The 23660-nt window shown below is 68.6% G+C and carries 21 protein-coding genes and 1 pseudogene; 9 read left to right on the top strand and 13 right to left on the bottom strand.

Annotated elements, in window-relative coordinates:
* Positions 1–35: 35 nt before the first annotated feature.
* Both EV192_RS05895 and EV192_RS05890 read left to right on the top strand, forming a co-directional pair.
* Positions 36–1430, top strand: coding sequence for an acyl-CoA synthetase (locus EV192_RS05895; protein ID WP_132111793.1), 1395 nt, complete (start codon positions 36–38; stop codon positions 1428–1430).
* Positions 1414–2655: a carboxyl transferase domain-containing protein gene (locus EV192_RS05890; RefSeq protein ID WP_132111791.1), complete on the top strand. Its 1242-nt coding sequence runs from the start codon at positions 1414–1416 to the stop codon at positions 2653–2655. Before EV192_RS05895 ends, EV192_RS05890 begins: the two co-directional genes overlap by 17 nt.
* Here the strand turns inward: EV192_RS05890 and EV192_RS05885 are convergent.
* Positions 2599–3972 carry a DHA2 family efflux MFS transporter permease subunit gene (locus tag EV192_RS05885; RefSeq protein WP_132111789.1) on the bottom strand — a complete coding sequence of 458 codons (1374 nt, stop codon included), beginning with the start codon at positions 3970–3972 and terminating at the stop codon, positions 2599–2601. The two genes, EV192_RS05890 and EV192_RS05885, sit on opposite strands and share 57 nt — an antisense overlap.
* Before the next feature lie 108 nt (positions 3973–4080).
* Here EV192_RS05885 and EV192_RS05880 point away from each other — a divergent pair, with 108 nt between their 5' ends.
* Positions 4081–5046 (top strand): Lrp/AsnC family transcriptional regulator, encoded by a 966-nt coding sequence (locus EV192_RS05880; RefSeq protein ID WP_243726647.1) that lies wholly within the window; start codon positions 4081–4083, stop codon positions 5044–5046.
* On the opposite strand, the gene tsaE is transcribed toward EV192_RS05880, so the two are convergent.
* The 4 genes from tsaE to EV192_RS05860 are packed head-to-tail and all read right to left on the bottom strand — an operon-like array spanning position 5036 to position 8596.
* On the bottom strand, positions 5036–5503 hold the full coding sequence (gene tsaE, locus EV192_RS05875; RefSeq protein WP_243726646.1) for a tRNA (adenosine(37)-N6)-threonylcarbamoyltransferase complex ATPase subunit type 1 TsaE: 468 nt from the start codon (positions 5501–5503) through the stop codon (positions 5036–5038). The genes EV192_RS05880 and tsaE overlap by 11 nt on opposite strands.
* Positions 5500–6585: an alpha/beta fold hydrolase gene (locus EV192_RS05870; protein ID WP_165960220.1), complete on the bottom strand. Its 1086-nt coding sequence runs from the start codon at positions 6583–6585 to the stop codon at positions 5500–5502. The genes tsaE and EV192_RS05870 overlap by 4 nt, the downstream gene beginning before the upstream one ends.
* Positions 6582–7664, bottom strand: a complete 1083-nt coding sequence (gene alr / locus EV192_RS05865) for an alanine racemase (RefSeq protein ID WP_132113053.1) — start codon at positions 7662–7664, stop codon at positions 6582–6584. The genes EV192_RS05870 and alr overlap by 4 nt, the downstream gene beginning before the upstream one ends.
* A 38-nt stretch (positions 7665–7702) precedes the next feature.
* On the bottom strand, positions 7703–8596 hold the full coding sequence (locus EV192_RS05860) for an SMP-30/gluconolactonase/LRE family protein (protein WP_132111783.1): 894 nt from the start codon (positions 8594–8596) through the stop codon (positions 7703–7705).
* A gap of 84 nt (positions 8597–8680) precedes the next feature.
* Here EV192_RS05860 and EV192_RS05855 point away from each other — a divergent pair, with 84 nt between their 5' ends.
* The 5 genes and pseudogenes from EV192_RS05855 to EV192_RS55525 all read left to right on the top strand — a co-directional run bounded on the left by EV192_RS05855 (position 8681) and on the right by EV192_RS55525 (position 13705).
* Positions 8681–9127, top strand: coding sequence for a MarR family winged helix-turn-helix transcriptional regulator (locus EV192_RS05855; protein ID WP_207925891.1), 447 nt, complete (start codon positions 8681–8683; stop codon positions 9125–9127).
* A 56-nt stretch (positions 9128–9183) separates the two neighbouring features.
* The gene (locus tag EV192_RS05850; protein ID WP_243726645.1) at positions 9184–10242 is read left to right on the top strand and encodes a MerR family transcriptional regulator; all 1059 of its coding nucleotides are present in this window, start codon (positions 9184–9186) and stop codon (positions 10240–10242) included.
* Positions 10243–11736: 1494 nt separating this feature from the next.
* A complete protein-coding gene (locus EV192_RS05845) occupies positions 11737–12369 on the top strand; it encodes a TetR/AcrR family transcriptional regulator (RefSeq protein ID WP_132111779.1) in 633 nt (210 codons plus the stop codon).
* Between the two features lie 220 nt (positions 12370–12589).
* On the top strand, positions 12590–12940 hold the full coding sequence (locus EV192_RS05840) for a hypothetical protein (protein ID WP_132111777.1): 351 nt from the start codon (positions 12590–12592) through the stop codon (positions 12938–12940).
* A gap of 186 nt (positions 12941–13126) precedes the next feature.
* Positions 13127–13705, top strand: a pseudogene (locus EV192_RS55525) (transposase).
* A gap of 686 nt (positions 13706–14391) precedes the next feature.
* Here the strand turns inward: EV192_RS55525 and EV192_RS05830 are convergent.
* Both EV192_RS05830 and EV192_RS05825 read right to left on the bottom strand, forming a co-directional pair.
* Positions 14392–15954: a carboxylesterase/lipase family protein gene (locus EV192_RS05830; protein ID WP_132111775.1), complete on the bottom strand. Its 1563-nt coding sequence runs from the start codon at positions 15952–15954 to the stop codon at positions 14392–14394.
* A 70-nt stretch (positions 15955–16024) separates the two neighbouring features.
* Positions 16025–17398: an NAD(P)H-hydrate dehydratase gene (locus tag EV192_RS05825; protein ID WP_132111773.1), complete on the bottom strand. Its 1374-nt coding sequence runs from the start codon at positions 17396–17398 to the stop codon at positions 16025–16027.
* Between the two features lie 97 nt (positions 17399–17495).
* Here EV192_RS05825 and EV192_RS05820 point away from each other — a divergent pair, with 97 nt between their 5' ends.
* Positions 17496–18266 carry a dienelactone hydrolase family protein gene (locus EV192_RS05820; protein WP_132113047.1) on the top strand — a complete coding sequence of 257 codons (771 nt, stop codon included), beginning with the start codon at positions 17496–17498 and terminating at the stop codon, positions 18264–18266.
* A 3-nt stretch (positions 18267–18269) separates the two neighbouring features.
* Here the strand turns inward: EV192_RS05820 and EV192_RS05815 are convergent, their stop codons facing one another.
* Genes EV192_RS05815 through EV192_RS05790 form a run of 6 tightly spaced genes read right to left on the bottom strand, consistent with a single transcriptional unit; the run spans position 18270 to position 23526 of the window.
* A complete protein-coding gene (locus EV192_RS05815) occupies positions 18270–18560 on the bottom strand; it encodes a hypothetical protein (RefSeq protein ID WP_132111771.1) in 291 nt (96 codons plus the stop codon).
* A complete protein-coding gene (locus EV192_RS53650) occupies positions 18560–19990 on the bottom strand; it encodes a WXG100 family type VII secretion target (protein WP_165960219.1) in 1431 nt (476 codons plus the stop codon). The genes EV192_RS05815 and EV192_RS53650 overlap by 1 nt, the downstream gene beginning before the upstream one ends.
* Entirely contained in the window at positions 19990–20322 is a 333-nt protein-coding gene (locus tag EV192_RS05805) for a hypothetical protein (RefSeq protein WP_132111769.1), read from the bottom strand. Before EV192_RS05805 ends, EV192_RS53650 begins: the two co-directional genes overlap by 1 nt.
* Before the next feature lie 20 nt (positions 20323–20342).
* Complete coding sequence (locus EV192_RS53645; protein ID WP_165960218.1) at positions 20343–20864, bottom strand: hypothetical protein; 522 nt, start codon at positions 20862–20864, stop codon at positions 20343–20345.
* Between the two features lie 8 nt (positions 20865–20872).
* Positions 20873–23200 (bottom strand): ICP22 family protein, encoded by a 2328-nt coding sequence (locus tag EV192_RS05795; protein WP_132111765.1) that lies wholly within the window; start codon positions 23198–23200, stop codon positions 20873–20875.
* 2 nt (positions 23201–23202) lie between these two features.
* The gene (locus tag EV192_RS05790; protein WP_132111763.1) at positions 23203–23526 is read right to left on the bottom strand and encodes a hypothetical protein; all 324 of its coding nucleotides are present in this window, start codon (positions 23524–23526) and stop codon (positions 23203–23205) included.
* Positions 23527–23660 lie beyond the last annotated feature (134 nt).

Genomic DNA, 23660 nt, shown 5'->3' with positions numbered 1-23660 from the left:
CCGCGCCGGCCGCGAGAACCGTCGACAATGGGCGAGTGTTCAGCGAATTGGTCACGGGCAACGAACGCCCAGCCCTGCGGTTCGGCTCCACGGCACTGACCTACGGCGAGTTGGCCGGTGTCGCGGGCGGTGTCGCCGCCCAGGTCATCGGCAGGAAACGCGTGGCTGTCTGGGCCACGCCGACACCTGAGACAGTCGTGGCGGCCCTCGGCGCGCTGGTCGCCGGGGTGCCGGTGATCCCGATCAACCCCAAGGTGGGGACTCGGGAACTGGAGCACATCCTGTCGGACAGTTCGCCCGATCTCCTGCTGGGCGGCCCGGACGTCGGCGTGCCGCGGCTGTCGGTCGACCTCGGCGCCGCCGTCGCGTTGCCGGACATTCCCGTCGGCGACGAGGACCCGGCGTTCGTCGTCTACACCTCCGGCACCACCGGGCCGCCCAAAGGGGTCGTCCTGCCCCGCCGGGCCGTTGTGTCCAATTTGGACGCGCTGGCGGTCGCGTGGGAGTGGACCGCGGCCGACGTACTCGTGCACGCGTTGCCGCTGTTCCACGTGCACGGTCTGATTGTCGGCGTAGTCGGGCCGCTTCGCCGGGGTGGCTCGGTCCGGCACCTCACCCGGTTCTCCTCGGCGGACATCGCCGCCGAGTTCGCTTCCGGGGCGACGATGATGTTCGGCGTTCCCACGATGTACCACCGGCTCGCCGCGGACGTGGAACAGGACGCGGAGCTGGCTTCGGCGTTCGGCCGGGCCCGGCTGCTGGTGTCCGGTTCGGCGGCGTTGCCCGCGAGCGACCACGAACGGATCGCGCGGGCGACCGGCCAGCGGATCGTCGAACGCTACGGGATGTCCGAGACGTTGATGAACTGCAGTGTCCGCGCCAGTGGCGAGCGGCGACCCGGCGCCGTCGGGCCACCTGTCGACGGCGTGTCCGTGCGGATCGTGGACGAGCAGGGCGATCCGGTCGGTGCCGGTGAGGTCGGCGAGATCGAGGTGCGCGGGCCGAACCTGTTCCTGGAGTACCTGAACCGGCCGGACGCGACCGCGGCGGCGTTCCGGGACGGCTGGTTCCGAACCGGCGACGTGGCCACCCTGGACCCGGACGGCTACGTCCGGATCGTCGGCCGGCGCGCCACGGACCTGATCAAGAGCGGCGGCTACAAGATCGGCGCCGGCGAGATCGAGAACGTCCTGCTGGAACACCCGGACGTGCTGGAGGTCGCGGTGACCGGCGAGCCCGACGACGACCTGGGCGAACGGATCGTGGCCTGGGTCGTGGCCGCGCCCGGCGCCCGACCGGCCGCCGAGGACCTGGTCGACCACGTGGCCCGGCTGTTGACCCCGCACAAGCGGCCGCGGGTCGTCCGGTTCCTGGATTCCTTGCCCCGCAACGAGATGGGCAAGGTGACCAAGCGTGCCCTCACCGCCTGACCCGCTGGGCTGGGCGGGCTACGCCGAGGCACACCGGCGGGCGCGGGACCTGACCGGGAAACCGGAATCGGTGACGTACGAGCGGACGGTCATCGGCGGCGTCGACACGATGGTGGTCGAGTTCGACTTCCGGTTCCTCGGCGGATCCGTCGGCACTGCCACCGGCGACCGACTCGTGACCGCCTTCTCGTCCGCGCGCTCAGCGGGCATTCCGGTCGTCTCGCTGGTGGCCACGGGTGGCAGTCGCATGCAGGAAGGCTTGTTCTCACTCAAGCAACTGCAACGCGTCGCGCACGAGTGCCAGCTGAACCGGGAAGCTGGGATTCCGCACATCGCCGTCCTTCGTGATCCCACGACTGGCGGCGTGTGGGCGTCGCTGGGTGCTGGCGCCGACGTCATCATCGGTGTTTCCGGCGCCCAGGTGGCCTTCGGCGGACGGCGGGTACGCGTCGAGGCCGACCATGCCGCGTTCACCGCCGAAGGCCAGTTCGCCGCCGGGCTGATTGACACGGTGATGGCGCCGCAGGACGTCCCGGCGGCGCTGGCGACCTGGCTGGTGCTGCTGACAGGTACGTCGACCGAGCCGGCCGACGTACCGAAATCGCTTGGCGGTCAAGAACTTCCGGCGAACGGCTGGACGGCGGTCGAACAGGCCCGCGGCCCGGACCGACCGCACGCCCCGGCGTACCTTGAGTCCTATTTCGACAGTTACGCCCTGGTCGGCGGCGACCGGGTGGGCGGCGTCGATCCCGGGATGCTGTGCGGGATCGGCCGCCGCGCCGGGCGATCCGTCGCGTTCGCCGCCCAGGCCGGCACCGCGACCCGACCGGCCGGCTACCGGACCGCCGCCCGGGTGATCACCATGGCCGACCGACTCGGCATCCCGGTTCTCACGCTGGTCGACACCCCGGGCGCGGCCAACGACTCGACTGCCGAGGCCGCCGGGCTGGCCGCAGCCATCTCAGCCGTGTTCGCCGCGGTGGCCGCGGCCAGGATCCCGGTGACCACGCTCGTGATCGGCGAAGGCGGCTCCGGCGGGGCGCTCGCCCTCGCCGGTGCCGGCCGGACGTGGATCACGCCGGACAGTTACTTCTCGGTGATCGGGCCGAGTGCCGCGGCCGCCATCCTCAAGCTCCCGCCCGAGTCGGTGCCGCGGCTCGCCGACCAGCTACACCTCCGCCCCCAGGACCTGCTGCGGCTTGGCCTGGTCGACGGAATCGCGTGACCGCAGGAACAACAACGCGATCACCCCGACGACGACGCCGACCACACCGGCGACCACATAGGACGATTCGAGTCCGTTGTCGAAACTCGACCCGCCGCGGACGACCGTGCCGAGAACCGCGACGCCGAGCGCGAAACCCAACTGGCGGAACGTGTTCAGCGCGCCCGACGCCATCCCCGCCCGGTGCGGCGGGACCGTGGCCATCATCGCGCCCGGCAGCGCCTGGCCGGTCACCCCGACCCCGAGGCCGGTGACGGCCAGACCGGGCAGGACCGCGACCCAACTCGACCCGGTGTGCAGCAGCAACGCGCCGACACCGATGACGACCAGGCCGAACCCGACCGTCAACCGGGCCGCGACCGAGTGCAGGTGCCGGCCGACCGTGCCCGCCACCAGGAACGACGCCACACTCATCGGCAGCAGGGCCAGACCGGCCGGCAGCGGCTTCATGTGCAGCACGTTCTGCAGCCAGATCGACGTGAACGGGCCGTAGGCGAACGCGGCGAACGACATGGCCAGCGCGGCCAGCAGGATGACCGTGAACGCCGGACGGCGGAACAGCGCGAGATCCAGCATCGAGTGGTCGCTGCGGATCTCGATCACGACGAACACGACCAGCGCGGCCGCGCCGGCGATGAGCCAGCCGAGCGTGCCCGCGGCACCCCAGCCGTCCTCACCGGCCTGGATCAGGCCGTACGTGATCGCGCCCGCGGACGCCGTGAACGCGACGACGCCGGGCAAGTCCACCCCGCTGGCGTGCGGATTCTTGGACTCACCGACGGCACGCATGGTCATCCAGATGGCGATCACGCTGATCGGCAGGTTGACCAGGAAGATCCCGCGCCAGTGCACGTACTCGGTGAACAGGCCGCCCAGAACCGGGCCGGCCGAGGCCGCGATGCCGATGACGGCTCCCCACAGGCCGAGCGCGACCGCCCGATCCTTGCCGTGGTACGTCACGTTGATCAGGGCCATCGTGGTGGCCAGCATCGCCGCGCCGCCGACGCCCTGCACGATTCGCGCGATGATCAGGATCTCGACGTTCGGCGCGACCCCACACGCGAGCGACGCGACCGCGAACACGACGAGACCGATCAGGTACACCCGTCTCCGGCCGATGTGGTCGGCGACCGACCCCGAGCCGAGTACCAACGCCGCCAAAGCGAGCGCGTAGGCGTCCAGCACCCATTGCAGACCCGTGAACGACGCGTTCAGGTCGTGCGCCATGTCCGGCAGTGCGACCGTCACGATGGTGATGTCCACAAGCAGCATGAACGCCCCCAGACACACCGCGACCAGCGGTGACCACTTGCCCATCAGGAACTCCCTCTCCGTGGTTACGTCCGGGACTCTGCAACACGACTGAAAACCGTTGCCACTAACTTGGCCCAGGTGGCGTTTTCCGACATCTTGTAGGCTTCGATGGTGGAACTCGACGCGATTGACCGTGGCCTGATCTATGCCCTCAACATCGACGGCCGCGCGTCCTTCAGCAAAATCGCCGACGTCCTGGGAGTGTCCGACCAGACCGTGGCCCGCAGGTACCGCCAGTTGCGCGCCACCAACACCGCCCGCGTGGTCGGTTTGGCGCTCCCGTGGCGCGTCGGCGAGACCCGCTGGTACCTGCGTGTGCGCTGCGCACCTGACGTCTCCGTATCAGTCGCGTCGGCCCTCGCCATGCGTTCGGACACCTACTGGGTACGGATGCTGTCCGGCGGCACCGAGATCGACTGCGTGGTCCAGTGCCGCGCCCACCAGGAACCGGGGAACCTGCTGCTGCAGAAACTGCCGAAGACGCAGCGCGTACTGGACGTCAGCGCGCACAGCCTGCTGCACGCGTACGTCGGCGGACCCGTCGAGCAGTCGGAAGTCCTGTCCGGCCTGACCAAGGAGCAGGTCTCGGCACTGCGGCCCAAAGTGCGCTACACCGACGAGATCGTCCCGCTCGACGACGCCGACTACCGGATGCTGGCCGCGCTCGAACGCGACGGCCGCGTCGGCTTCGCCGACCTGGCGAAAGTCACCGGCTGGTCGGAGTCGACGGCCAAACGCCGGGTGGACTTCCTGCGGGAGACCGGCGCGCTCTACTTCGACGTGGACATGGACATGGTCGCCCTGGGCTATCCGGTGGAGGCGCGCCTGTGGATGGCGGTGCCGCCGGCGCAACTCGCCGAAGTGGGCCGGGCGCTCGCCAAGCATCCCGAGGTGGTGTTCGCGGCGGCCACCACCGGCTCCCGCAACCTGATGGCGTCCGTCGTCTTCCGGACTGTCCCGGCGTTCTACCGGTACCTGACGGAGAAGCTGGGCACGCTGCGAGCCGTGGAGAACCTGGAGACCGCGCCGGTGATCCGAACCCTCAAGCGCGGCGCCACGCTCCTGATCAACACATGAGGTCCGCGAGGCGCCCGGCCCACGAACCGTGCGGCTCCAGGTGCGCGATCCTGGTGTCGTCGTCGAGCCTTTCCAGGCGTACCAACAGATAATCCGCGGACAGCTGCTCGGCGAGGCCTTCGCCCCACTCGATCACGACCGCCGCGTCCGTCAGGTCCGAGTCCAGGTCCAGGTCGTCGACTTCCTCGACGTGGCCGGCCAACCGGTAAGCGTCCACATGCACCAGAGCGACCCCGCGTCCCGCAGGGCCCGGCCGGTGTACGCGTTCGATCACGAACGTCGGGGAGCTGACCCGGCCGGTCACCCCGAGACCGGCCGCGATTCCCCGCACCAGCACGGTTTTCCCGGCACCCAACGGCCCGGCCAGCAGCACCAGGTCGCCGGCGCACAGCACCGCGCCCAGCTTGTGTCCGAACTCGACGGTGTCGTCCGGAAGAGCGAGTTTCAGCGAGTTCATGCCCTGCGCCGCCACCATCTCCGTCCCATGCCGCGTCCCCGCGCGCACTGCCGGACCAGATCGACCAGGTTCACGTTGACCAGGTCAGGCTGTTCCATGATCACCATGTGGCCGGCGCCGCGCACCCGGACGAGCTTCGCGTCGGGCAGTTCGGTGGCGATCCGTTCCGCGTGCGAGAACGGCGTCATCCGGTCCCGGTCACCGCTGAGCACCAGCACGTAACAGTGCTGGAGACCGGCCAGCGCCGCGTACCTGTTGTGGCCGCCCAAGGTGTCGATGAAGTCGGCCAGGACACGCACCGGCGTGACGTCCAGCATCTGCACCAGGAAGTCGACCAGGCGCGGGCTGACGCTTCGGCTGCCGAACCCGAGGAGCCGCACGGCCCGGCGGGTGAGCTGGCCGCCGGCGGCCCGGACGAGCTCGACCAGACCCGGCTGCCAGTCGGCCAACGTGCCCATGCCCCTGGTCAGCGGGTTGTACCGGGACAGCAACGGCCGGGGCAGGCCACTCGTGCCGATCTCGCCCGCGGACGTGCCGATCAGGGCGACGCCCCGGACGCGGTCCGCGAACAGGTCCGGGTCCTGCTCGGCCAGCGCCATCACGGTCATCGCGCCCATTGAGTGCCCGACCAGGACGACCGGACCCTTCGGGACGACCGCGCGCAGCACCGCGGCCAGGTCACGACCCAACTGCTCGATCGTGCTCGACTCCTCGGACGCCCGGCCGGACCGGCCATGACTCCGCTGGTCGTACAGCACCTGGCGGACACGAGGGTCGGTCTGTTCGGCGAACATCCGGCGCTGGAAGTGCCACGACAGCCGGCTCACCGCGAACCCGTGCACCAACACCACGGTGATGTCCGGGGTGCCGCCGTCATCCGGGTCGACCTCCTCGACCCAAAGCGGGACGCCGTCGTCAGCCGCGACCGTGCACGTGCGGCTCGGCGGCAGCTTCCCGAACGGCTCATCGGCGTACATGTCCTCGATATCGCGCCGCTTCGACCGAACAGCAGCACCTATCGCCGCACCCGTCGCCACGACACCCAAGACCCCGCCGATGACACCGGCGACCCGAGGGTTCACTTCGTCCCCACATAACGGCGGCGCACCCGCGGGCGGTACATGTTGGTGACGATCTCGTAGTCGATGGTCCCCAGGATGTCGGCCCACTCCCGGACGGTTGGTTCGCCCTGGTCACCCGGCCCGAACAGGATCACCTCGTCGCCCGGCCGCACCGGGTCGTCGCCGCAGTCCACGACGATCTGGTCCATGCAGACCCGCCCAACCACCGGCCTGCGCCTGCCAGCCAGGAACACCTCCAGGCGGCCGGACAGGCCGCGGGGCACGCCGTCCGCGTACCCCACCGGGACAAGCGCGAGCGTGGTGGCCCGCTGCGTCGTCCAGGTCTGGCCGTAGGACACGGATTCACCCGCGGCGGTCCGCTTGGCGTGCACGACACTGGACCGGAACGTCATCGCCGGCCGCAGATCCTCCTGCTGCGGCACGGGGTTCAGCCCGTACATGGCGATCCCCACCCGGACCATGTCCATCGCCAGGTCCGGCCGGGTCAGCGTGGCGGCCGAGTTGGCGATGTGCCGCATCGGGGTGAGACCGGCGTCCACGGCCACCTGGTACGCCCAGTCGAACCTGGCCTTCTGCCGGTCGATCGACGGGTCGCCCGGCTCGTCCGCGCTGGCCAGGTGCGACCAGACCGCCACGACCTCGTGCCCCTTGGCGGCCTTGACCAGGTCCGGCCACAGTTCCATGGGACAGCCGTTGCGGTTCAGGCCGGTGTCGATCTTCAGGTGGACCCGGGCGCCTTCGGCGGCGGTCAACTCGTCGACACTCGCCACGGACAGGTCGACACCGGCCGCGACCGCGTCACTCAGGTCCTCGCCGGCCGTGTACAGCCAGGCGAGGATCGGCGCTTCGATCCCGGCTTTGCGCAGGTCGATGGCCTCGGGCACGGAGCACGAGCCGAGCCACGTGGCGCCCGCCGCCAGCGCGGCTCTGGCGACCGGCGCGGCACCATGGCCGTATCCGTCCGCCTTCACCACGGCCATGACCGGGACCTGCGTCCGGTCGGCGAGCAGGGCGACATTGTGCCGGACGGCGTCAAGGTCGACGATCGCTTCCGCACGAGGCGCGTTCTGTTCGGACATAACGTCGCCCATGCTCGCACACGGATGTTTCCCGGCGGTCAGGCGCGGGTCAGGAAGAACTCGTCCGAGGTCTTGTGGTCCCTGATCAGCCAGTCAAGACGCCCGTTGAGGACATAGCTGCCGTACGGCGTGACCGCGACGGTCGTCGGGGCCGGGATTGGCCACACCTCGTGCTTCACGACCGTGGCGGAGATCCACAGGCCGTGCGGCTGGAGCACGGTGACGGCGTCCTCACCGCCGGGTGCCCCGAAGTTGTTCGTCACCACCACCAGCTTTCCGTCCGGGCGCAGCGCGAGGCCGTCGCCGCCGATGATCGGCTTGGCCAACTGGACCTCGGTGATCCCGCTGTCGGGCAGGGAGATCCGGAGCAGCTTGCCGTCCAGGTACCGGACCGCCAGCAGGTAGCCGGCCGGATGCCACACGATGCCGTTCAGCCCGAAGCTCGGGTCGCCCAGCCGCGGGTCGGTGACCTGCGGCGTGACTTTCCCGTGCACGTCGACCCGGAAGATCGTGTCCGACCCGGGATCGGTGACATAGGCGTTGCCCCACCAGTCGATCGCCAGGTCGTTCGGGCGTACCCCGACCTTCACCAGATTCAGCGTCCGCCCGGTCCGCAGGTCGAAGATGCCCACCCCATCGCCGGTCACCGCGAGTAACCGATTTCGGATGGCGTCCACGTGCAGTCCGAACGTCGAGGTCACCCTCGGGTCGTGCACAAGGGTCCGCGTCCGACCATCGGCGCGGACCACCGAGATGTCGCCATGGGGATACGACCCGACCAGGAACTCCTGGCGGGTCGGGTCCCACGCGACACCTTCGGGATGCAGCGTCGGACCATGCGCGTCAATGGACCGGGGAAGTTGGCCGGCGGATGCGGTGCCGGTCAGCGCCAGCACGCCGACAACTACAGCGAGTAACAGTTTTCGTATCATCAGGACCCCTCTTCAGTTCAGGGTACGAACATTAATCAGAGCTCTGATAGTCGTCAATGTAATTACTATAAGTAGGCTGTTGAGATGCGGATGCCGATCGCGGAACGCCTGGGTGGCGACCTGAAACAGGTGGTCGACGACCTGATGACGGTGAAGCACGCGGCCGTGAAGCCCGCTGGGCTGACGGTCCCCCAGTACGCCGCCCTGCTCTACCTGATCGACAACGCCGGCATCTCAGCGGCCGCCCTCGCCCGGCTGTGCCACGTGACACCCCAAACGATGACCACGATCCTGCAGAACCTCGAGTCCGCCGGCCTGATCGCCCGCACCCCGCACCCCTGGCACCGCAACATGCTGGAAACCCGCCTGACCGAAGCCGGCCTGGCCGCCTTCGAAACCGCCGACGCCCGCGCCACAGCCGTCGAACAACGACTCGCCGCCGAGTTCACCGACGAAGAACGTGAAACCCTCAAAAGCCTCCTGGCCCGGTGCTCAGCCGTGCTGACCCAGCAAACCCCCGCCTGGGACTGAGGGCTTGACCTTGCCCCCAGGGGAGGCCACACGGTGGGTGGCGTCAAATGAGGAGGGTGAGCAAACTGCTGAGCATCGGGGAGTTCGCAAGGGCCACCGGGCTGACGCCCAAAGCGCTGCGCCTCTACGACGAGCTGGCACTGCTGGCTCCGGCTCGGGTCGACCCGGTCTCCGGATACCGCTACTACCAGCCGGAACAGCTGGACCAAGCCCGGCTGGTGGCCTGGCTGCGGCGGATCGGCCTGCCACTGGCCCGGATCCGCGTGATCTGCGGCCTCACCCCACTCGCCGCCGCGAGTGAGGTGGCCGCGTACTGGCGGGAAACCGAGTCCGACCACGCGGCCCGACGGGATCTGGTCACCTCCCTCATCAATCGTCTGTCCAGAAAGGACACCACCATGGTTGGTGAGCGACAACTGTCCATTCGCTACGCCGTCGGCACAGATCGCGGCCTCGTCCGGCCACACAACCAGGACACCGCCTACGCCGACAACCAACTGCTCGCCGTCGCCGACGGCTTCGGCCCCACCGGCCACAACGCCTCCTGGACGGCGGTGGGAGCACTGCGGTCCGCGCTGGCCCAAGGCGACCTGCTCAACATGCTCACCGAGGCGGCCGTCGCGGCCCGTGACTCGGTCCGTGCCCGAGTCGGCGACACCCCAGACGGCAGCGGCACAACATTGACCGCCCTGGTGTGGTCCGGCACCCAACTGGGACTGGTGCACATCGGCGACAGCCGCGTCTACCTGCTACGCGACGGCGAACTGTTCCAAATCACCCACGACCACACAGTCGTGCAAACCATGATCGACGAAGGCAAACTCACACCAGAAGAAGCGGCCTCCCACCCAGACCGCGCCCTCCTGGTCCGCGCCTTCACCGACAACGCCGAACTCACCGAACCACAAATCCACCTGCACGAAGCCCAAGCCGGCGACCGCTACCTACTCTGCTCGGACGGCCTGCACACAGTGGTATCACGGGACACCCTGGTATCGATCCTGACCAGCCACACCAGCCCAGACCACGCCGTAGCGGAACTAGTCGCACAAGCCAACCACTCCGGCGGCCCGGACAACATCGCGTGCGTCGTCGCCCACCTCGACGCAGCCTGACAAAGCGTGCAGCTCTCGACGTTCGGGAGCGGCCGCGGATGACGTACCCGGGATCGTGCGTTTTCGTTCCCCGAGTGCCGGCCGCGATCCGTTTCAGCATGAGATCCAACGGCGACGGCATAGACCTAACCGAGCCCCGCATCGCGCGCCCGCGCACATGGGTGTGGCTGGCGTGTTCCCTCTCCCGACCAACCTGGGCGAAGCCCAACCACACGTGTCAAGAGGTCCGCCTACGCAAAGCAAGTCGAGCGGCGGCGATACGGACCTCTTGATACGTGTGGTTGCCTCTGGCAGGTTGGCCGGGAGAGGGAACACGCCCCCAACCAGCCCCCCACCAAAGCCGAACACCCCATCAAAGGGGCAACCCCACTCTCCTGATCGATCAGCCGCCCGGCGAGGGCAGTCTTTGCGCAAAGAGCTGCGCTCGCCGCACGGACCGTGAGGTGGGGACCGTCCTTCCTCCCGACGCACAGGCCTGTCACGCGGGCACGCATAGTCCAGGATCAGCACCAGGAAAACGAAGTCGGGCAGCGTGATACCGGTCGCGCACGCGGGCTCCAGATTCTGGTTCCGTCGCGTGGGTCGATCACGGGGTGTCAACGCGATCCGCACCGCGCCCGGGGATTCTCCTTGCCCGCTGTCCGAAGTGGACTGACGGGAGTTTCGTTTCTGAAGACGGCGGATGGGATGTTCGAGAGTCCGTTGTGGCGGTTGGGAATGCTGCTTGGGAAGAGGCCGGGACATGAGGTGATCGGCTACTTGGGGGCCGGGAGCGACGGCTGAGGTCATTGGAGCGGGCTTGGTGGACGCGGCAACGGCGGAGTGGATGCATCGGACAACGCTGCCTCTGGCCGCGATCGGGAAAAGGCTCGGCCATGAAGGCCAACAGGACTGCGGCCGTGGCCGCGGTCCCGGCCAGGAAGAAGGGGCTTGGTCGCGGTTCGCAACGCCCCGCGGTCGCGACTGGCAACCGCTCCCGGGACATCGTTCACGACGCTGCCTTGGGGTGCGTTCGGGACTGAGCGGGGCGGCAGTGAGAGTGGGTGGGAGTGGGGTCGGAGGTTCTGGGTGAAGCGGGGCGGCAGTCACAGGGGCGGGAGTGGGGGGTATCGGAGTTCGGGGGTGTGAGGAGTGGCAGTGAGAGGTGCCGTTGGGTGGGAGTTGGCGTTAGGAGTGGGGCGTTAGGAGTGCGGGTTTTCGGGAGTGGGGTTCGAGGTTCGGGCTTGTGGGGTTCGGGAATGAGGAGGTGTCAAGAGTGGGAGTGGGAGGGCGGGCGTTAGGAGTGGCGTTGGGGAGTGGGGGTGTTAGGAGTGGCGTTGGGGTGTTGGGGAGTGCGTATGTGGGAGTAGGGCGTTGGGGAGTGGGCGGGTAGGTGGGAGTAGGGCGTTTGGGGAGTGGATAGTGGGTGGGAGTGAGTGGGGGTGTTTTTGCTGGTGGTTGGGATTGGGTGTGGGAGTTGCTTCACTCGGGTGGGGGATAATGTAGGTTCGTTCGGTGGCGCAAGACAGGCCGGCTCGTCGACGGGCGGCGCATCTGGGGCCGGAGAAACGGCGGCCCCTCATTCTTGACTCGGCGCTGCAGGTGTATCTGGCACACGGGTATCGCGGCACGTCCATGCAGGCCGTCGCCGATGCCGCCGGCGTCACCAAACCCGTGGTGTACGAGTGCTTCAAGAACCGGGACGAACTGTTGCTGGCGTTGTTGAGCCGCGAGGAGACCCGGTTGTTCGACGCTGTCATCGCCGCGTTGCCGAAGATGCCTTCGTTCGAGGATGTGGAAGCCCTCATCACGCAAGGACTGACCGCGTTCCTCACCGCGGCGATCGAAGCACCGGACTCGTGGCGGGTCGTCTTCGAGTCCTCCCGCACCTCCGAGTCCGTAGTGGCCAAGCGGGTCCGGGCCGCCCGGGACACCGTTCTCGGGCGGCTGCGCGATCTCGTGATCATGTACCTGTCAACACTCGACGTGGAAGACACCGAGCGCAAGGCACCCGTCCTGGCCGAGCTGCTCGCGTCCATCTGCGAGAGCTGCGGCCGGATGATCGTCGTGAACCAGTTACCCTGGACACCCGACGACCTCGCCACCTACGTCTCCCGGTTGATGACCCTCGGCGTCCAGCGCGCTTGACCCCAACGTCGCTCAGCCGGCAGCTGTTTTCGCAGATCAGTTTGGTTGGCGGATCATGCTTGTGTCCTCAAGGGATGGTCTCGATGCCCTTGATCAATCCACTCGCAGCACGTCTGACCAGTGGAGATGCTTGACTAGGTCGAGTTTCAGATGTCCCGGTCGATGAGAGCCGGGATCGGGGCGGTTCGCGTTCTTTGACCTTCAGGGTGCTGTTCGTCGCGTGAACGACGTCAGCTGCTGGATGATGCAACGCATGAGTGGACCTGTGATCAGAGGCAGGGTGTGGGGTCCGGCTGACCGTAGCGGCGGCGTACTGGACGACGTCTTCGTTGATGCCCGCCGGGTTGTGCCCGGCCTCAGGGTCGAGCGGTTGCAAGCGACCCATCCCGGTGACGACGACAATGTGTACTTCCTCAGCGTCGGCTCCGGCACCGACTGCATCCAGGTTGATTCAGGTCAGTGCGGCCAGGCACCGTTCATCGTCGAGGGCGTCACCCGCACGGACACGTCTGACCCGGCGGAAGTCCTCGCCGCTATCTGCAGGGAGTTCGGACTCCACAAGGACTTGTAGCAGCGCCGTGTCGGGCTGTCTGCGAGGTTTTCGCTGTTCACCGGAACAGCGGTACGGCCCCTGGCGTGATCATGTGCGTTGCGAAGCACCCATGATCACTGACCACGGCCGTGTGGATGAGTCTGCTGGACGATGCCGTGGACCTGACGCTGACCGCTGAGCATCGGCGTGGCCACGGCGCACTCAATGACGGGCTCAACCGCGGCCGGATCGAGGCGGAGCGGCTACGTGCCGAAACTGGCCGGGCTGCCCCTGCCCCGCACGGACGACGGACGGATCGCGCTGGCGGTGGACGTCAGCCCCTGGCTGCGTTCCGACGCACCGACCAGCGTGGACAGGCTGTTCTGCCACGTCTACGGTCGGGCGAAGAACGTCTCGCAGTTCATTCCGGGCTGGCCCTACTCCTTCGTGGCCGCCCTGGAGTCCGGGCGTACGTCGTGGACCGGAATCCTGGACACGGTCCGGCTCAGGCCCCGAGGACGACGCCACCACCACCGTGACCGCGGATCAGCTCCGTGATGTTGTCCAACGACGATCACGGCCAGGCACTGGAGCGAGGGCGATCCCGACATCCTCGTGGTGATGGACGCCGGCTACGACGTCACCCGGCTCGCGTCCGTGCTGGCGGACCTACCCGTCAAGGTGCTCGGCCGGATCCGCTCCGACCGGGTGCTGCGGCTGCCCAAACCGCCCAGACTGCCGGGCACCGACGGGAGGCCACCCAAGCACGGTCCCGAGTTCGCTCTTGCCAAGCCCGCCACCTAGCCGGAACCCAAGCACACCACGACCACCGAGACGACCCGCTACGGCACGGCGACAGCTCGCAGCTGGGGCCGGCTCCATCCGCGACTCACCCACCGCACCTGCTGGCTCGACCATGAAGGCGAACTGCCCGTCATCGACGGCGCGTTGCTCCGCCTGAAAGTCGACCACCTGCACGGCGACCGCGACCACGTATGGCTGTGGTCCTCGGCCACCGGAGCCACCGCCGCCGACGTGGACCGCTGCTGGCGGTCCTAACTGCGCAGATTCGACCTGGAGCACACATTCCGGCTGTTTAAGCAGGCCTTGGGCTGGACCCGGCCTCGGCTACGCGACCCCGGAAGCAGCCGACCGGTGGACCTGGCTGGTCCTCGTCGTGCACACCCAGCGTCGGCTGGCCCGGCCGCTGGTCACCGAGGTTCTGCGGCGCTGAGAACGCCCCACCAGCCCGGCCAGGCTGACTCCGGCACGTGTCCGGCGAGGGTTCCGCAACATCCCCACGAAAGTCGCACGTCCAGCGGCGGCACCAAACCCACCCGGCCGGGACCCGGGTGACGACCAGGCTCGAAGAATCATGTTGCGGCGCAACGCTTTGATGTCGGACGCATCCTCGCAACCGGCGAGGCATACACCCGGCCAGCCCACCACAAGAAGGGCACCAAACCAAGGCGAAGCGCTTGAACGACAAGTTAGGCGGCATTGGGTTTGACTGTCGCCCAGAACGCGCAGTTGCTTGGGCCGGCTGGGTCGCTTGGGGCCACTGTGTCCAGGCCAAGTGCCTGCACGTTTCTGGTTGACCTGAAGTGGTGCCACGGTGGAGTTCCCGGGCCGTTTGGGTTGCCGGTGTGGGCGAATGTCGTCCAGTAACGGACCATTGTCGACGACAGTGCCTCCTGCTGTGGGGTCAGTGGCGGGCCGAACAAGTGGCCCCACAGGAAGTTCAACTCGGCCGCGTGTTGCGCACCTCCGGGGAATGTCGGCGTGCTGGCGATCGCCGGCGCGGTCCGGTCCACGAACTGGTATGTGAACAACGGAATCGACCGTGGTGGAGCGGTGAACAACCCGTAGCTCCTGAGGGCCGGGCACGTCGACAGACCGCCGCCCACCGATGGGTCACCGCCGTCCGTCTGGACTGCCGCAAGGGCGATGCTCGGCGACTCGAACTTGGTCACCGGGTACAGGGCGAGCACGCGACCGGCGTCCGGACCGTACGTGGCTCGCACGTACGCCTCGTACTCGGCGGCGGTGACCGGCTTGCCGATCAGGTCATGCCGCAGGCCGACGAACAGCCGCATCTCGTCCAGGTTGCTCCCCCAGAGCACGGGGACATGGCTGAACCTGTCCTGCCGCAACGCGTCCGCCGGCTCCAGCGGGAACTCCCGCCCGCCGATCACCGGTGCCGCGGCGGGCGACGCTGTCAAGAGGTCTTTGACGGGCTTGGCACGCAGGCAGGCGACGTCCGCACAGCCGAGCTGGGTGGCCACCTGGGTGCCCAGCGCCTCGCCTTCCTGTTTGGTGGGGAACCTCGTGGTGCAGCTGAAGCTCTGGCCGATGGCCCGCTGGAACAGGCCCGCGGCGGTCGGCGACGTGAGTTGCATGCACACGCCCGCGGCCCCGGCGGACTCGCCGAACACGGTGACATTGCGAGCGTCGCCGCCGAACGCCGCCGCGTTTCGCTGCACCCAACGCAGTGCTGCCTGCTGGTCCTCAAGGCCGTAGTCGCCGGACTGCACACCGGGGGTCTCGGCCGACAGGCCAGGTGTGGCGAGGAACCCCAACGGGCCCAGGCGGTAGTTGACGGTCACGACGATGACATCGCCCTGGGTCACCAGCTTGGTCGCGTCGTACATCGACCCGTTGCCACTGGTGAAGCCGCCGCCGTGCACCCAAACCATGACCGGCAACGGCTTTCGCTGCTTCGCCGGCGTGGTCACGTTGAGATACAAGCAGTCCTCGTCGACGGACTCGCTCGTGCCCAGCCCGGCGAGCTGGGCGCACTGGCTGCGTGGCCTGCTCGCGTCCAACGGGTCGTGCCATCGGGCGGCCGGCTGCGGCGGACGCCACCGCAGCTGGCCCACCGGTGGCGCGGCAAAGGGAATCCCTTGGAACGAACGCACATCCTCATTCTGGGACACCACGCCACGGACCGGGCCGTGGTCGGTGTACACCAGGTTGGCCGGTTCGGCGTTCGCCGGGCTGGCCATGAGGCCCATCAGGCCGATCGCGGTGAGTACGCTTGTTTTCCAGGTCACCCTTCAACACTGACACGGCTGGCGGGGGTATGCCAGAAGTTGTCCGAATGAACGGTCCGTTCGCACGAACTCATAGGTCCCGGATGGCTTCGGGAACCGCGGCGGCGATCAGGGAGGCCGACGCGGGCGCACCGGAAGCCGCGAACGTGCCCGCCCGGGAATGCACATACGCCGCATATCCCCCGGCCAGCCAAGGATCGACCCCGGCGGCCAGCACGGCACCGAGGATCCCGGACAGCACGTCACCCGATCCCGCGGTGGCCAGCCACGCCGACGGCGACTGGTTGACCAGCACCCGGCCAGCCGGATCGGCGACAATTGTGTTGTACCCCTTGAGCAGCACTACGGCGTTCAGCTTGCCGGCGAGCGCGCGCGCCGACGCGACCCGGTCATTGCCCAGCGGTCCCAGCCTGGCGAACTCACGGTCATGCGGGGTGAGCACGACCGGTGTGTCCGGATCGCGCCGGTCCCACAACGCCGGATTCTCCGCGAGCAGCGTGATCGCGTCCGCGTCGACGCACACCGGAACGCCTTGTCCCAGAACATGGGCGACGAGTTCCCGGCCCGCGGAGCCGGTGCCGATGCCGGGGCCGACCACCCAGGCCTGGACCCGGCCGGCGTCCTCGATCGCACCGGTGACGACGACCTCGGGCCATCGTTGCTGGACGTTGTCCGCGGCCGTTCCGGCATACCGGACCATGCCCGACGTGGCCAGGACCGCGCCGCTGACGGAAAGCACGGCCGCGCCCGGATAGGTGGCCGATCCGGCGGCGATTCCCGTGACACCCTGGGTGTACTTGTCGTCGTCCGGACCGGGGATCGGCCAGTCGATGTCATGCCGGTCGAGGATCACCAGGTCCGGGTCGTCGAGAACCTCGCCAAGGCCGATGTCGAGGACACGGATCTCGCCGCAGCGCCGGCTCAGGGCATGCACCGGTTTGCGGCCGCCGAAAGTGACGGTGACGGTCGCGGTCACGCATGGCCCGTCCTCGGCGCCGGTGTCCGGATCGACACCACTGGGCTGGTCCACCGCGATGATCGGCGCGGTGATCCGGTCGACGATCTCGGCGGCCCGTGGACGCAACGGCCCTTTGCCTGAAATACCAACGATTCCGTCGATGACGACGTCCGGATCGCCTGGCGTGTCGACGATTCGGCCTCCTGTTCGACGGAAAGCCCGCAGCCCTTCCTGATGGGCGCGGTCGGGGTTGAGGAGGATGGCGTCGACCGCGATGCCACGCCGACGCAGGAACGCGCCCGCCCAGAGCGCGTCGCCGCCGTTGTTGCCCGCGCCGACCAGGAGCAGAACCCGCCTCGGCCGGAACTCCGCCGCGCAGACCGCGACACCGAACGCCGCCCGACGCATCAGAGTCGGTTCGGGCAGGGTCTGGAAGAGCTGCTGTTCGGCCGACCGGATTCGGTCCGTGGTCCACACTCCGCGCATGCCACGAGTCTGCCGATTCCCGTGGCCCGATGCCCACCGGGGTGCCGGGCCGCAGGGTGGACCGGTGCGTTCCGGACTGATCGGCTACCGTCGCCCCATGGCGAGCCTGGTGTACGAGCTGTCACTTCCCGGACCGCATACGGTCATGCGGGGCGACCTGGGGCTGATCGGCCTGCGCGGCGTCGTGTTCACCCCGAAGTCCGGGCGTGACCTGCCGGCGATCGCGTTCGGACACGGATGGCTCCAGCCACCGCGGCGTTATCACGGGTTGCTGCGGCACCTCGCGTCGTGGGGCATCGTCGTGGCCGCCCCCGGCACCCAGGTCGGGCCGTTCGGCTCCCACCGGCTCTTCGCCGCCGACCTCAGCGCCGCGTTGGACGCGTGCGTCGGGGTCCGGATGGGCGACCTCCGCGTCTCGCCGGAACGCCTCGGCCTGGCCGGTCATTCGTTCGGGGGTGGCAGCGCGGTGCTGGCCGCCGCGCAGGACCCACGGGTCAAGGCCGTGGCGACACTGGCCGCCGCGGAGGCGCACCCGCCGGCATCCGTCGCGGCGAGCCAATGCCACATGCCTGGCCTGCACATCGCCGCCGGCAACGACATGGTGGCGCCACCGGTGGCGAACGCCCATCTGATCGCGCAGTACTGGGGCGGGCCGACGCAACTGCGTGAGCTGCCGAAAGCCGGACACCTCGGGTTCGCCGAAGGCCGGCACTGGAGCCAACTGCTGTTGCCGGGCAAGGGCGAGCGGAAGACCCAGCGGATCGCACGGGCGCTGCTGACCGCGTTCTTCCTGACCCATCTCACCGGCGCGACCGAGTACGCCAAGTTCCTTGAGGACGACGTCAAAGGCGCGCCGCTGGCATCGTGACGGCTACTCCATCCAGGTGTTGGTGTAGTAACCGGTCTCCGAGCCGTCGTCCGACGCGTCCTGGCGCGGCGGCATGGTCCGGCGGCTCAGCCACGGGTTCTTCGGGACCGGCTGGGTCGGCGGAGCCAGCATGTCCGCCTCCCGGCGGGCCACTTCCTCGCGGTACGCCTTGTTGCGTTCCTCGCCTTCCTCGTACGTCGCCGCGGTGTCCGCGACGCTTTGCCGGTGCCGGGTGGAGATCTCGTCGAACCGGGCTCGCATCGCGACCACCGCCGGGTCGGACTCGTCGATCATCACTTCCCCTCATAGGGGTCGACGTCACCGATCACCATCGGCACGACATCAGCCGCCGCGTCGTCGAACAGGTCGCCCTGGGTACGCCACCTGCTCGCCTTGCGTTCCTGGTCGCCGCCCTGGCCGCCACCGGCGCCCATGCCCATTCCCATCGGCATCCCGCCGCCGCCCTGCTGGCCACCGCCCGCGCTCGCGTGCGCCCCGGCGGCCGCCGCAGCCTGTTCCGGCTGGCTGGACGCAGGTACCTGCACCCCGGACATCGGCCCTTGGCCGGACGGCCCGCCGCCACCAGCGGCGGCACCCGCACCTCCCACGCTCCCACCGCCACCGACGCTTCCGCCACCGCCGGCCGCTGCACCCCCACCACCGCCACCAGCGGCGGCGGCACCACCGCCGCTACCCGAGGTCGGGGTCGGGCCTGGTTGGCTCTGGTCGGTCGGATTCGAGGCTCCGACGTGCTCTTCGGTGAGGCTCAGCCGACCCTGGGCGTCGTGTTGGACCGTGATCCGGCGTTGACCGTCGTCGAAGGTCACGTTGTCCGGCGCGTGCGCCGGGCCGGTGCCAGGCACGTCAGCCTTCACCGCGCCGAACGGGTCCAGATCCCCGCTGTCGAGCCGTTTCAGCGCGTCGTCCAGCGCCGACCATGAGTTGGTGACCGCGGTGGTGGTGTCGGTGAGCAGTTGGCGAAGCGGGGCGACCACGTTGGCGTAGCTGTCGCACATCGCGTCCAGACTGTTGATCACCTCGTTGCTCCACCACTTCTCCAAGCCGCCGATGTTCAGGTCCACTATGGACGGAACGCGCAGTTCGACGGCCGAGTACGGACGCTCGTACGGCGGTTGCCCCGCGATCGCCATGTCCAGCCGGCGAATCTGCGCACGCCGGGTGTCCACCCCCTGCGGCAGGTCGAACGGGCGGATGCCACTCCGCTGGACGTGCACGATCGCGTCCCGGGACGCCGACCGGGCCAGATCCAGCGCCGCGGCGAACTGGTTCAGCGTGTCCCGGAACGACGCCGACGCCTTGCCCAGTCTGTCCAATGTGTCTAGTGCGGCCTGCGCCGACGGGCCGGACCAGGCGTCGTGCAGCCGGTTGCGGATGTTCTCCGCACCCTGCCGCATCTCCTCGGTGGCGCCGCGCAGGTTCGCGAACCGCTGGCTGTCCCCCTGCAACGGGCCGAAGTCGATCCCGCCCAACTCGTCCAGCAGCCGGTCGTCGTCCTCGCCCCACGGCTGAGCTGTCCAGCCGCCCTTGGCGGCCGGGTGCGTCGTCCAACGCTGGTACAGCTCGCCGAGCTTGCCGGGTTTCGCCGCCAAGTTGTCCCGGAACCACGCGAACGCCTGCCGCAGTTCGTCGGTGGAATGGATGTCCTTGTTCGCCGTCGGCTTCAGTGCCGCCGTTATCCCGTCCGCGTGAGAACCGGAAACCATCACCGCATCCTGTCCGCTTTCCTGATGTTCGACGCGACATTCGAGTCGACCTCAGCGGTTTGTCGTTGGGCGGACGCGAGCGCCTGGCTCATCGCGTCCACAATCGGGGTCGCCTTGTCCAGGACGTCCCGCATCTTGTCCCGCAGCTGCGCGTAGTTCTGGCCGACGCCGGATTTCTGCGCGATCAGGCCGAACTTGTCCGGCGTGAGCCCGTCGTCCGCGTGCGCGTACGACCGCATGCTCGTCAACGCCTGCGCGAATTCAGCCAGATCCTTGCTGATCTGACCGACGGCCTCGTGGTCCATCCCGAGGCCGTCATGCCCCTTAACCATTGGTTTCCCCAGACATCACGTTACGACAGCCAACTCTGGCCGGACATGTCCTCGTCGTCGTCCGTACGCAACCGCCGACGCCCCGGCGCGGGCGGGGGCGGCGGTGGGCTTGCTGGTTCCTCGTCCTCGAAGTCGCCGAACCGCATCGTCGGCTCGGGCGCCGGAGCCCGCAGCGTCTCCGGGATCGGCTCGGGAATCGGAGGCGGCGGCGGGAAACCCATCGGCGGCGTGGGAGCCGTCCACGTCGACGCGGACGCCGCCTCGTCATCGAACTCGCCGAACGACATCGTAAGGTCCTTGACCTCCCGCGGCGGGATCCAGCCTTCCGGCGGGCCCGCCTCCCGGTCGGCCTTGAGCTGGTCGGCCATTGCCGCCACCGCCTCGGCCTGCGCCTTGTCCCGCTCGTCCGCCGTCTTCTGGTACGCGCTCCACTCCGCGGCGAACTCGTCGCCGATCTGCGCCATCTGCGCGTCGAACGTGGCGAGCGCGTCCTCGTACGGCGCGAGCGCCATCCGCATCTCAGGACTGTTCTCGTCGAACATCGGACCTCCTAGCCCTCGTCGCCGAGAACGGTGTTGATGCGGTCCGCGGACAGACCGGGGCCGTCGTCGAACAGGTCACCTTGTGTGCTCCACGCACTGGCGCCGCGCTCCTGGTCACCGCCACCGCCACCGCCACCGCCGCCGCCCATCGCACCCATCATCGGCATGCCGCCCATTGCCGCGCCGGCGCCCTGCTGTTGATGGTGCGCGCCGCCGTCGTCAGGGACAGTGGCCAGACCCGCGTCACCGGCAGCGGGCGCGACCTGGCTCTGGTTGCCGTCGAGCAAATCACCCTGCGTCGACCACGCGCCGTCGGACGCAGGACTGTGAGCGGCGCCGTCGTCGAACCCGAAATTCGACTGGACCGACGTGGTCAGCGGAGTTTCGTGCGGCTCCGCCCAGACGGTGTCGGCGCGTGGGCTACCGGCCTGTTGGACCTGGTCGGTGGGGGCGTAGTCGCCGCTCGCCTGCTGCGGTTGTGCGGCATGTTGGGCGTGCTGGCCTGCGTCAGCCTGCTGCTGCGCGAACCCGGCCGCGTGCTGGGCTGCCGGATCCGCGCTGTGCTGGATCTGCGGGTTCGACGGGTCGGCGTAGTCGATCATGTACGTGGCCGGGTGGCCGGAGCCGTCGTCGACGGTGATCTTCACCTGGTTCGAACCCGGCGGCTGCTCGGCGGTGATCGTCACGTTGCCGTCGTGGATGACCGCCTTGCCGTCCGGACCTGCCACCGCGTGCTGCACGGAACCGTCCGCGGGCGCGGGGAGCGTGTGGGCCTGACCGTTCTGCGGGGACGGCTGGCCCTGGTGACCGGTGCCCGGCTGGCTGCCGGCTCCCTGGGTCGGATCCGGCTGGCCGCCAACCACGCTGTGCTGACCCGGAGTCTGCTGGCCAGGCGTGTGCTGGCCTGGGGTCTGCTGGTCGGGACCGAAGTCCATGTCGTACGTCTTCGGGTGCCCGGAGCCGTCGTCGACGGTCAGCTTGACGTGTCCGCCCGCTGGGCTGTCGACCGAGATCTTCCGGTCGCCGTCCTGGATCGTCACGGTCTCGTGCTGCTGGGGCTGTCCCGGTTGCCCTGGCTGGGGCTGCCCCGGACCGGGAACGTTCGGGCCGGTGCCGGGATCCACGCTGCCGCCGGTCTGGGACGGCTGCGTACCGCTGTGGTCCACCGGCTGGGATCCGCCGGTGTCCGGTCCACCGGCGCTCCCGGGCGTGACCGGGCCGCCGCCGTCCACCGAGCCGTGATGGCCGCCGTTGCCGGGGTGACTGCCGTCCTTGCCGTCATTCTTGTCTTTCCCGTGGTCGTCGTCCTTGCCGTTGCCGCCGGGCGGCGGGGCCGCGGCGTCGAGCGTCAGCTTGTCGAACGGATTTCCCGGGAGATTGACAGTCTTGTCGTAAACCGTGCTCCACGCGGTCTTGACCGTTTTCAATGTCTCCTCAACGCGCCGCCGGAAATTGGCGATGGTGAGGAAATAACACTGGGCCATGTCATCGAGCCAGTTGCACGCCTGGTCCGCCCACATGTTGTCGCCCTCGGTCAAATACACCTGACCTGGCCAGCGAACGCTATCCGGAGTCTGTGTGACGCGGCCGGTGAGCGAAGTACCGGGGTTGAGGACTTCATGGGCCTCGATACCCCATCGCTTCGTGCCGTTCTGCAACGCCTTGTTGATCTCGTCGATCCGGCGGCTCCACTGCTGGCGGCTCCCGTTGCCGTGGTCGTCGCCCGCGCCGTCCGCGCCGAACTTGTCGAACATCGGCTTGCCACCGACGTCGGTCTGAGTGGCGAAGTTCGACAGCTGCTCGACCGCCTGCCTGGTGGTGTGCCACGCGCCGTCCATCTGCGCACCCACGGTCTGTACCTGGTCGGCGTAGTCACGGGCGGCGGCACGCAGATCCGTGAACTTGTTGGCGGCGGCATCGCCCGCCTTGCTGGTCCACGCGCCGTGGACCTTCTGGAAGACCTGGTCGGACGCGTTCTGCAACGCCTCCGCGGCCGAATGCAGGTTGTTCAGCCGGCCACGGGCGCCCCAGATGAACCCCCAGTTGATCACCTTCAGCTGGTACAGCCCGCCGGCGTCACCGTTGCCGGCGTCACCCGACTCGTTCTCCTGCCACCCCTGGCCGAACACCGGCTGGCCCTGCCACTGCCCCTTCATCTGCGGCGAAGCACACGGGTGGTTGCGCCACCGGTCGTACAGGAAGCCCATCCGGTCGCCGGCCATCAGCTTCTTGAAGTCGTCGAGCTTGTGGAGCATGGCCTCGGAGGTGTCCGCCGTGTTCACGTCCGGCGGTGGCTGCAACGGCGCTTCGACAGGCGCGCCCAATCCGGCTGCCACGACTACTTACCTCCGGCCTTGGTGATGCCCCAGGCGCTGTCCACGTCGGTCTCCTTGACCATCGCCGACGTCTGGCTCAGCTTCTGGGAGGCGGCGACGAGAAAGTCATGCGCCTTACCAAGGGACGCGGCGAGCCTCTGCGCAGCGCCGTTGTACGCGTTGAACGCGGCGTTGCCGACATGCGTGCCGCCGAAATGTTCCACCTTCAAGCCGTCACCGGTGCTGTACTGCTGCATTGTCGCCAGCGCCAGGCTCAGATCGGCGACGTCCTCGGATACGGCCCGCATGAGGTCGTGGTCCATCTTGAGTGTGTCGTCGACAGCCATCGTCCCTCCCCCTTCAAGCTCGGTTCACGGCTTGGACGCACCATGTCGCGAAACGGTGCCAAATTGCTTCCGCACAGCAATGTACCCACGTCAACGCCTGTTCGACGGGTGAACTTCGGGTTTGCGCCCGGGAA

Source organism: Actinocrispum wychmicini (assembly GCF_004345645.1).
GTDB classification, from domain to species: domain Bacteria; phylum Actinomycetota; class Actinomycetes; order Mycobacteriales; family Pseudonocardiaceae; genus Kibdelosporangium; species Kibdelosporangium wychmicini.
Note: the sequence above shows the minus strand (reverse complement) of the source record. Positions and strands in the feature narration are given on the sequence as shown.

Coding starts and splice junctions, on each gene's coding strand:
- EV192_RS05825 (WP_132111773.1), bottom strand. CDS start 17,398: ATGCGCGGAGTGTGGACCACGGACCGAATCCGGTCGGCCGAACAGCAG.
- EV192_RS05815 (WP_132111771.1), bottom strand. CDS start 18,560: ATGATCGACGAGTCCGACCCGGCGGTGGTCGCGATGCGAGCCCGGTTC.
- tsaE (WP_243726646.1), bottom strand. CDS start 5,503: ATGAACTCGCTGAAACTCGCTCTTCCGGACGACACCGTCGAGTTCGGA.
- EV192_RS05855 (WP_207925891.1), top strand. CDS start 8,681: ATGCGGATGCCGATCGCGGAACGCCTGGGTGGCGACCTGAAACAGGTG.
- alr (WP_132113053.1), bottom strand. CDS start 7,664: ATGTCCGAACAGAACGCGCCTCGTGCGGAAGCGATCGTCGACCTTGAC.
- EV192_RS05885 (WP_132111789.1), bottom strand. CDS start 3,972: ATGGGCAAGTGGTCACCGCTGGTCGCGGTGTGTCTGGGGGCGTTCATG.
- EV192_RS53650 (WP_165960219.1), bottom strand. CDS start 19,990: ATGGTTTCCGGTTCTCACGCGGACGGGATAACGGCGGCACTGAAGCCG.
- EV192_RS05805 (WP_132111769.1), bottom strand. CDS start 20,322: ATGGTTAAGGGGCATGACGGCCTCGGGATGGACCACGAGGCCGTCGGT.
- EV192_RS05820 (WP_132113047.1), top strand. CDS start 17,496: ATGGCGAGCCTGGTGTACGAGCTGTCACTTCCCGGACCGCATACGGTC.
- EV192_RS53645 (WP_165960218.1), bottom strand. CDS start 20,864: ATGTTCGACGAGAACAGTCCTGAGATGCGGATGGCGCTCGCGCCGTAC.
- EV192_RS05790 (WP_132111763.1), bottom strand. CDS start 23,526: ATGGCTGTCGACGACACACTCAAGATGGACCACGACCTCATGCGGGCC.
- EV192_RS05860 (WP_132111783.1), bottom strand. CDS start 8,596: ATGATACGAAAACTGTTACTCGCTGTAGTTGTCGGCGTGCTGGCGCTG.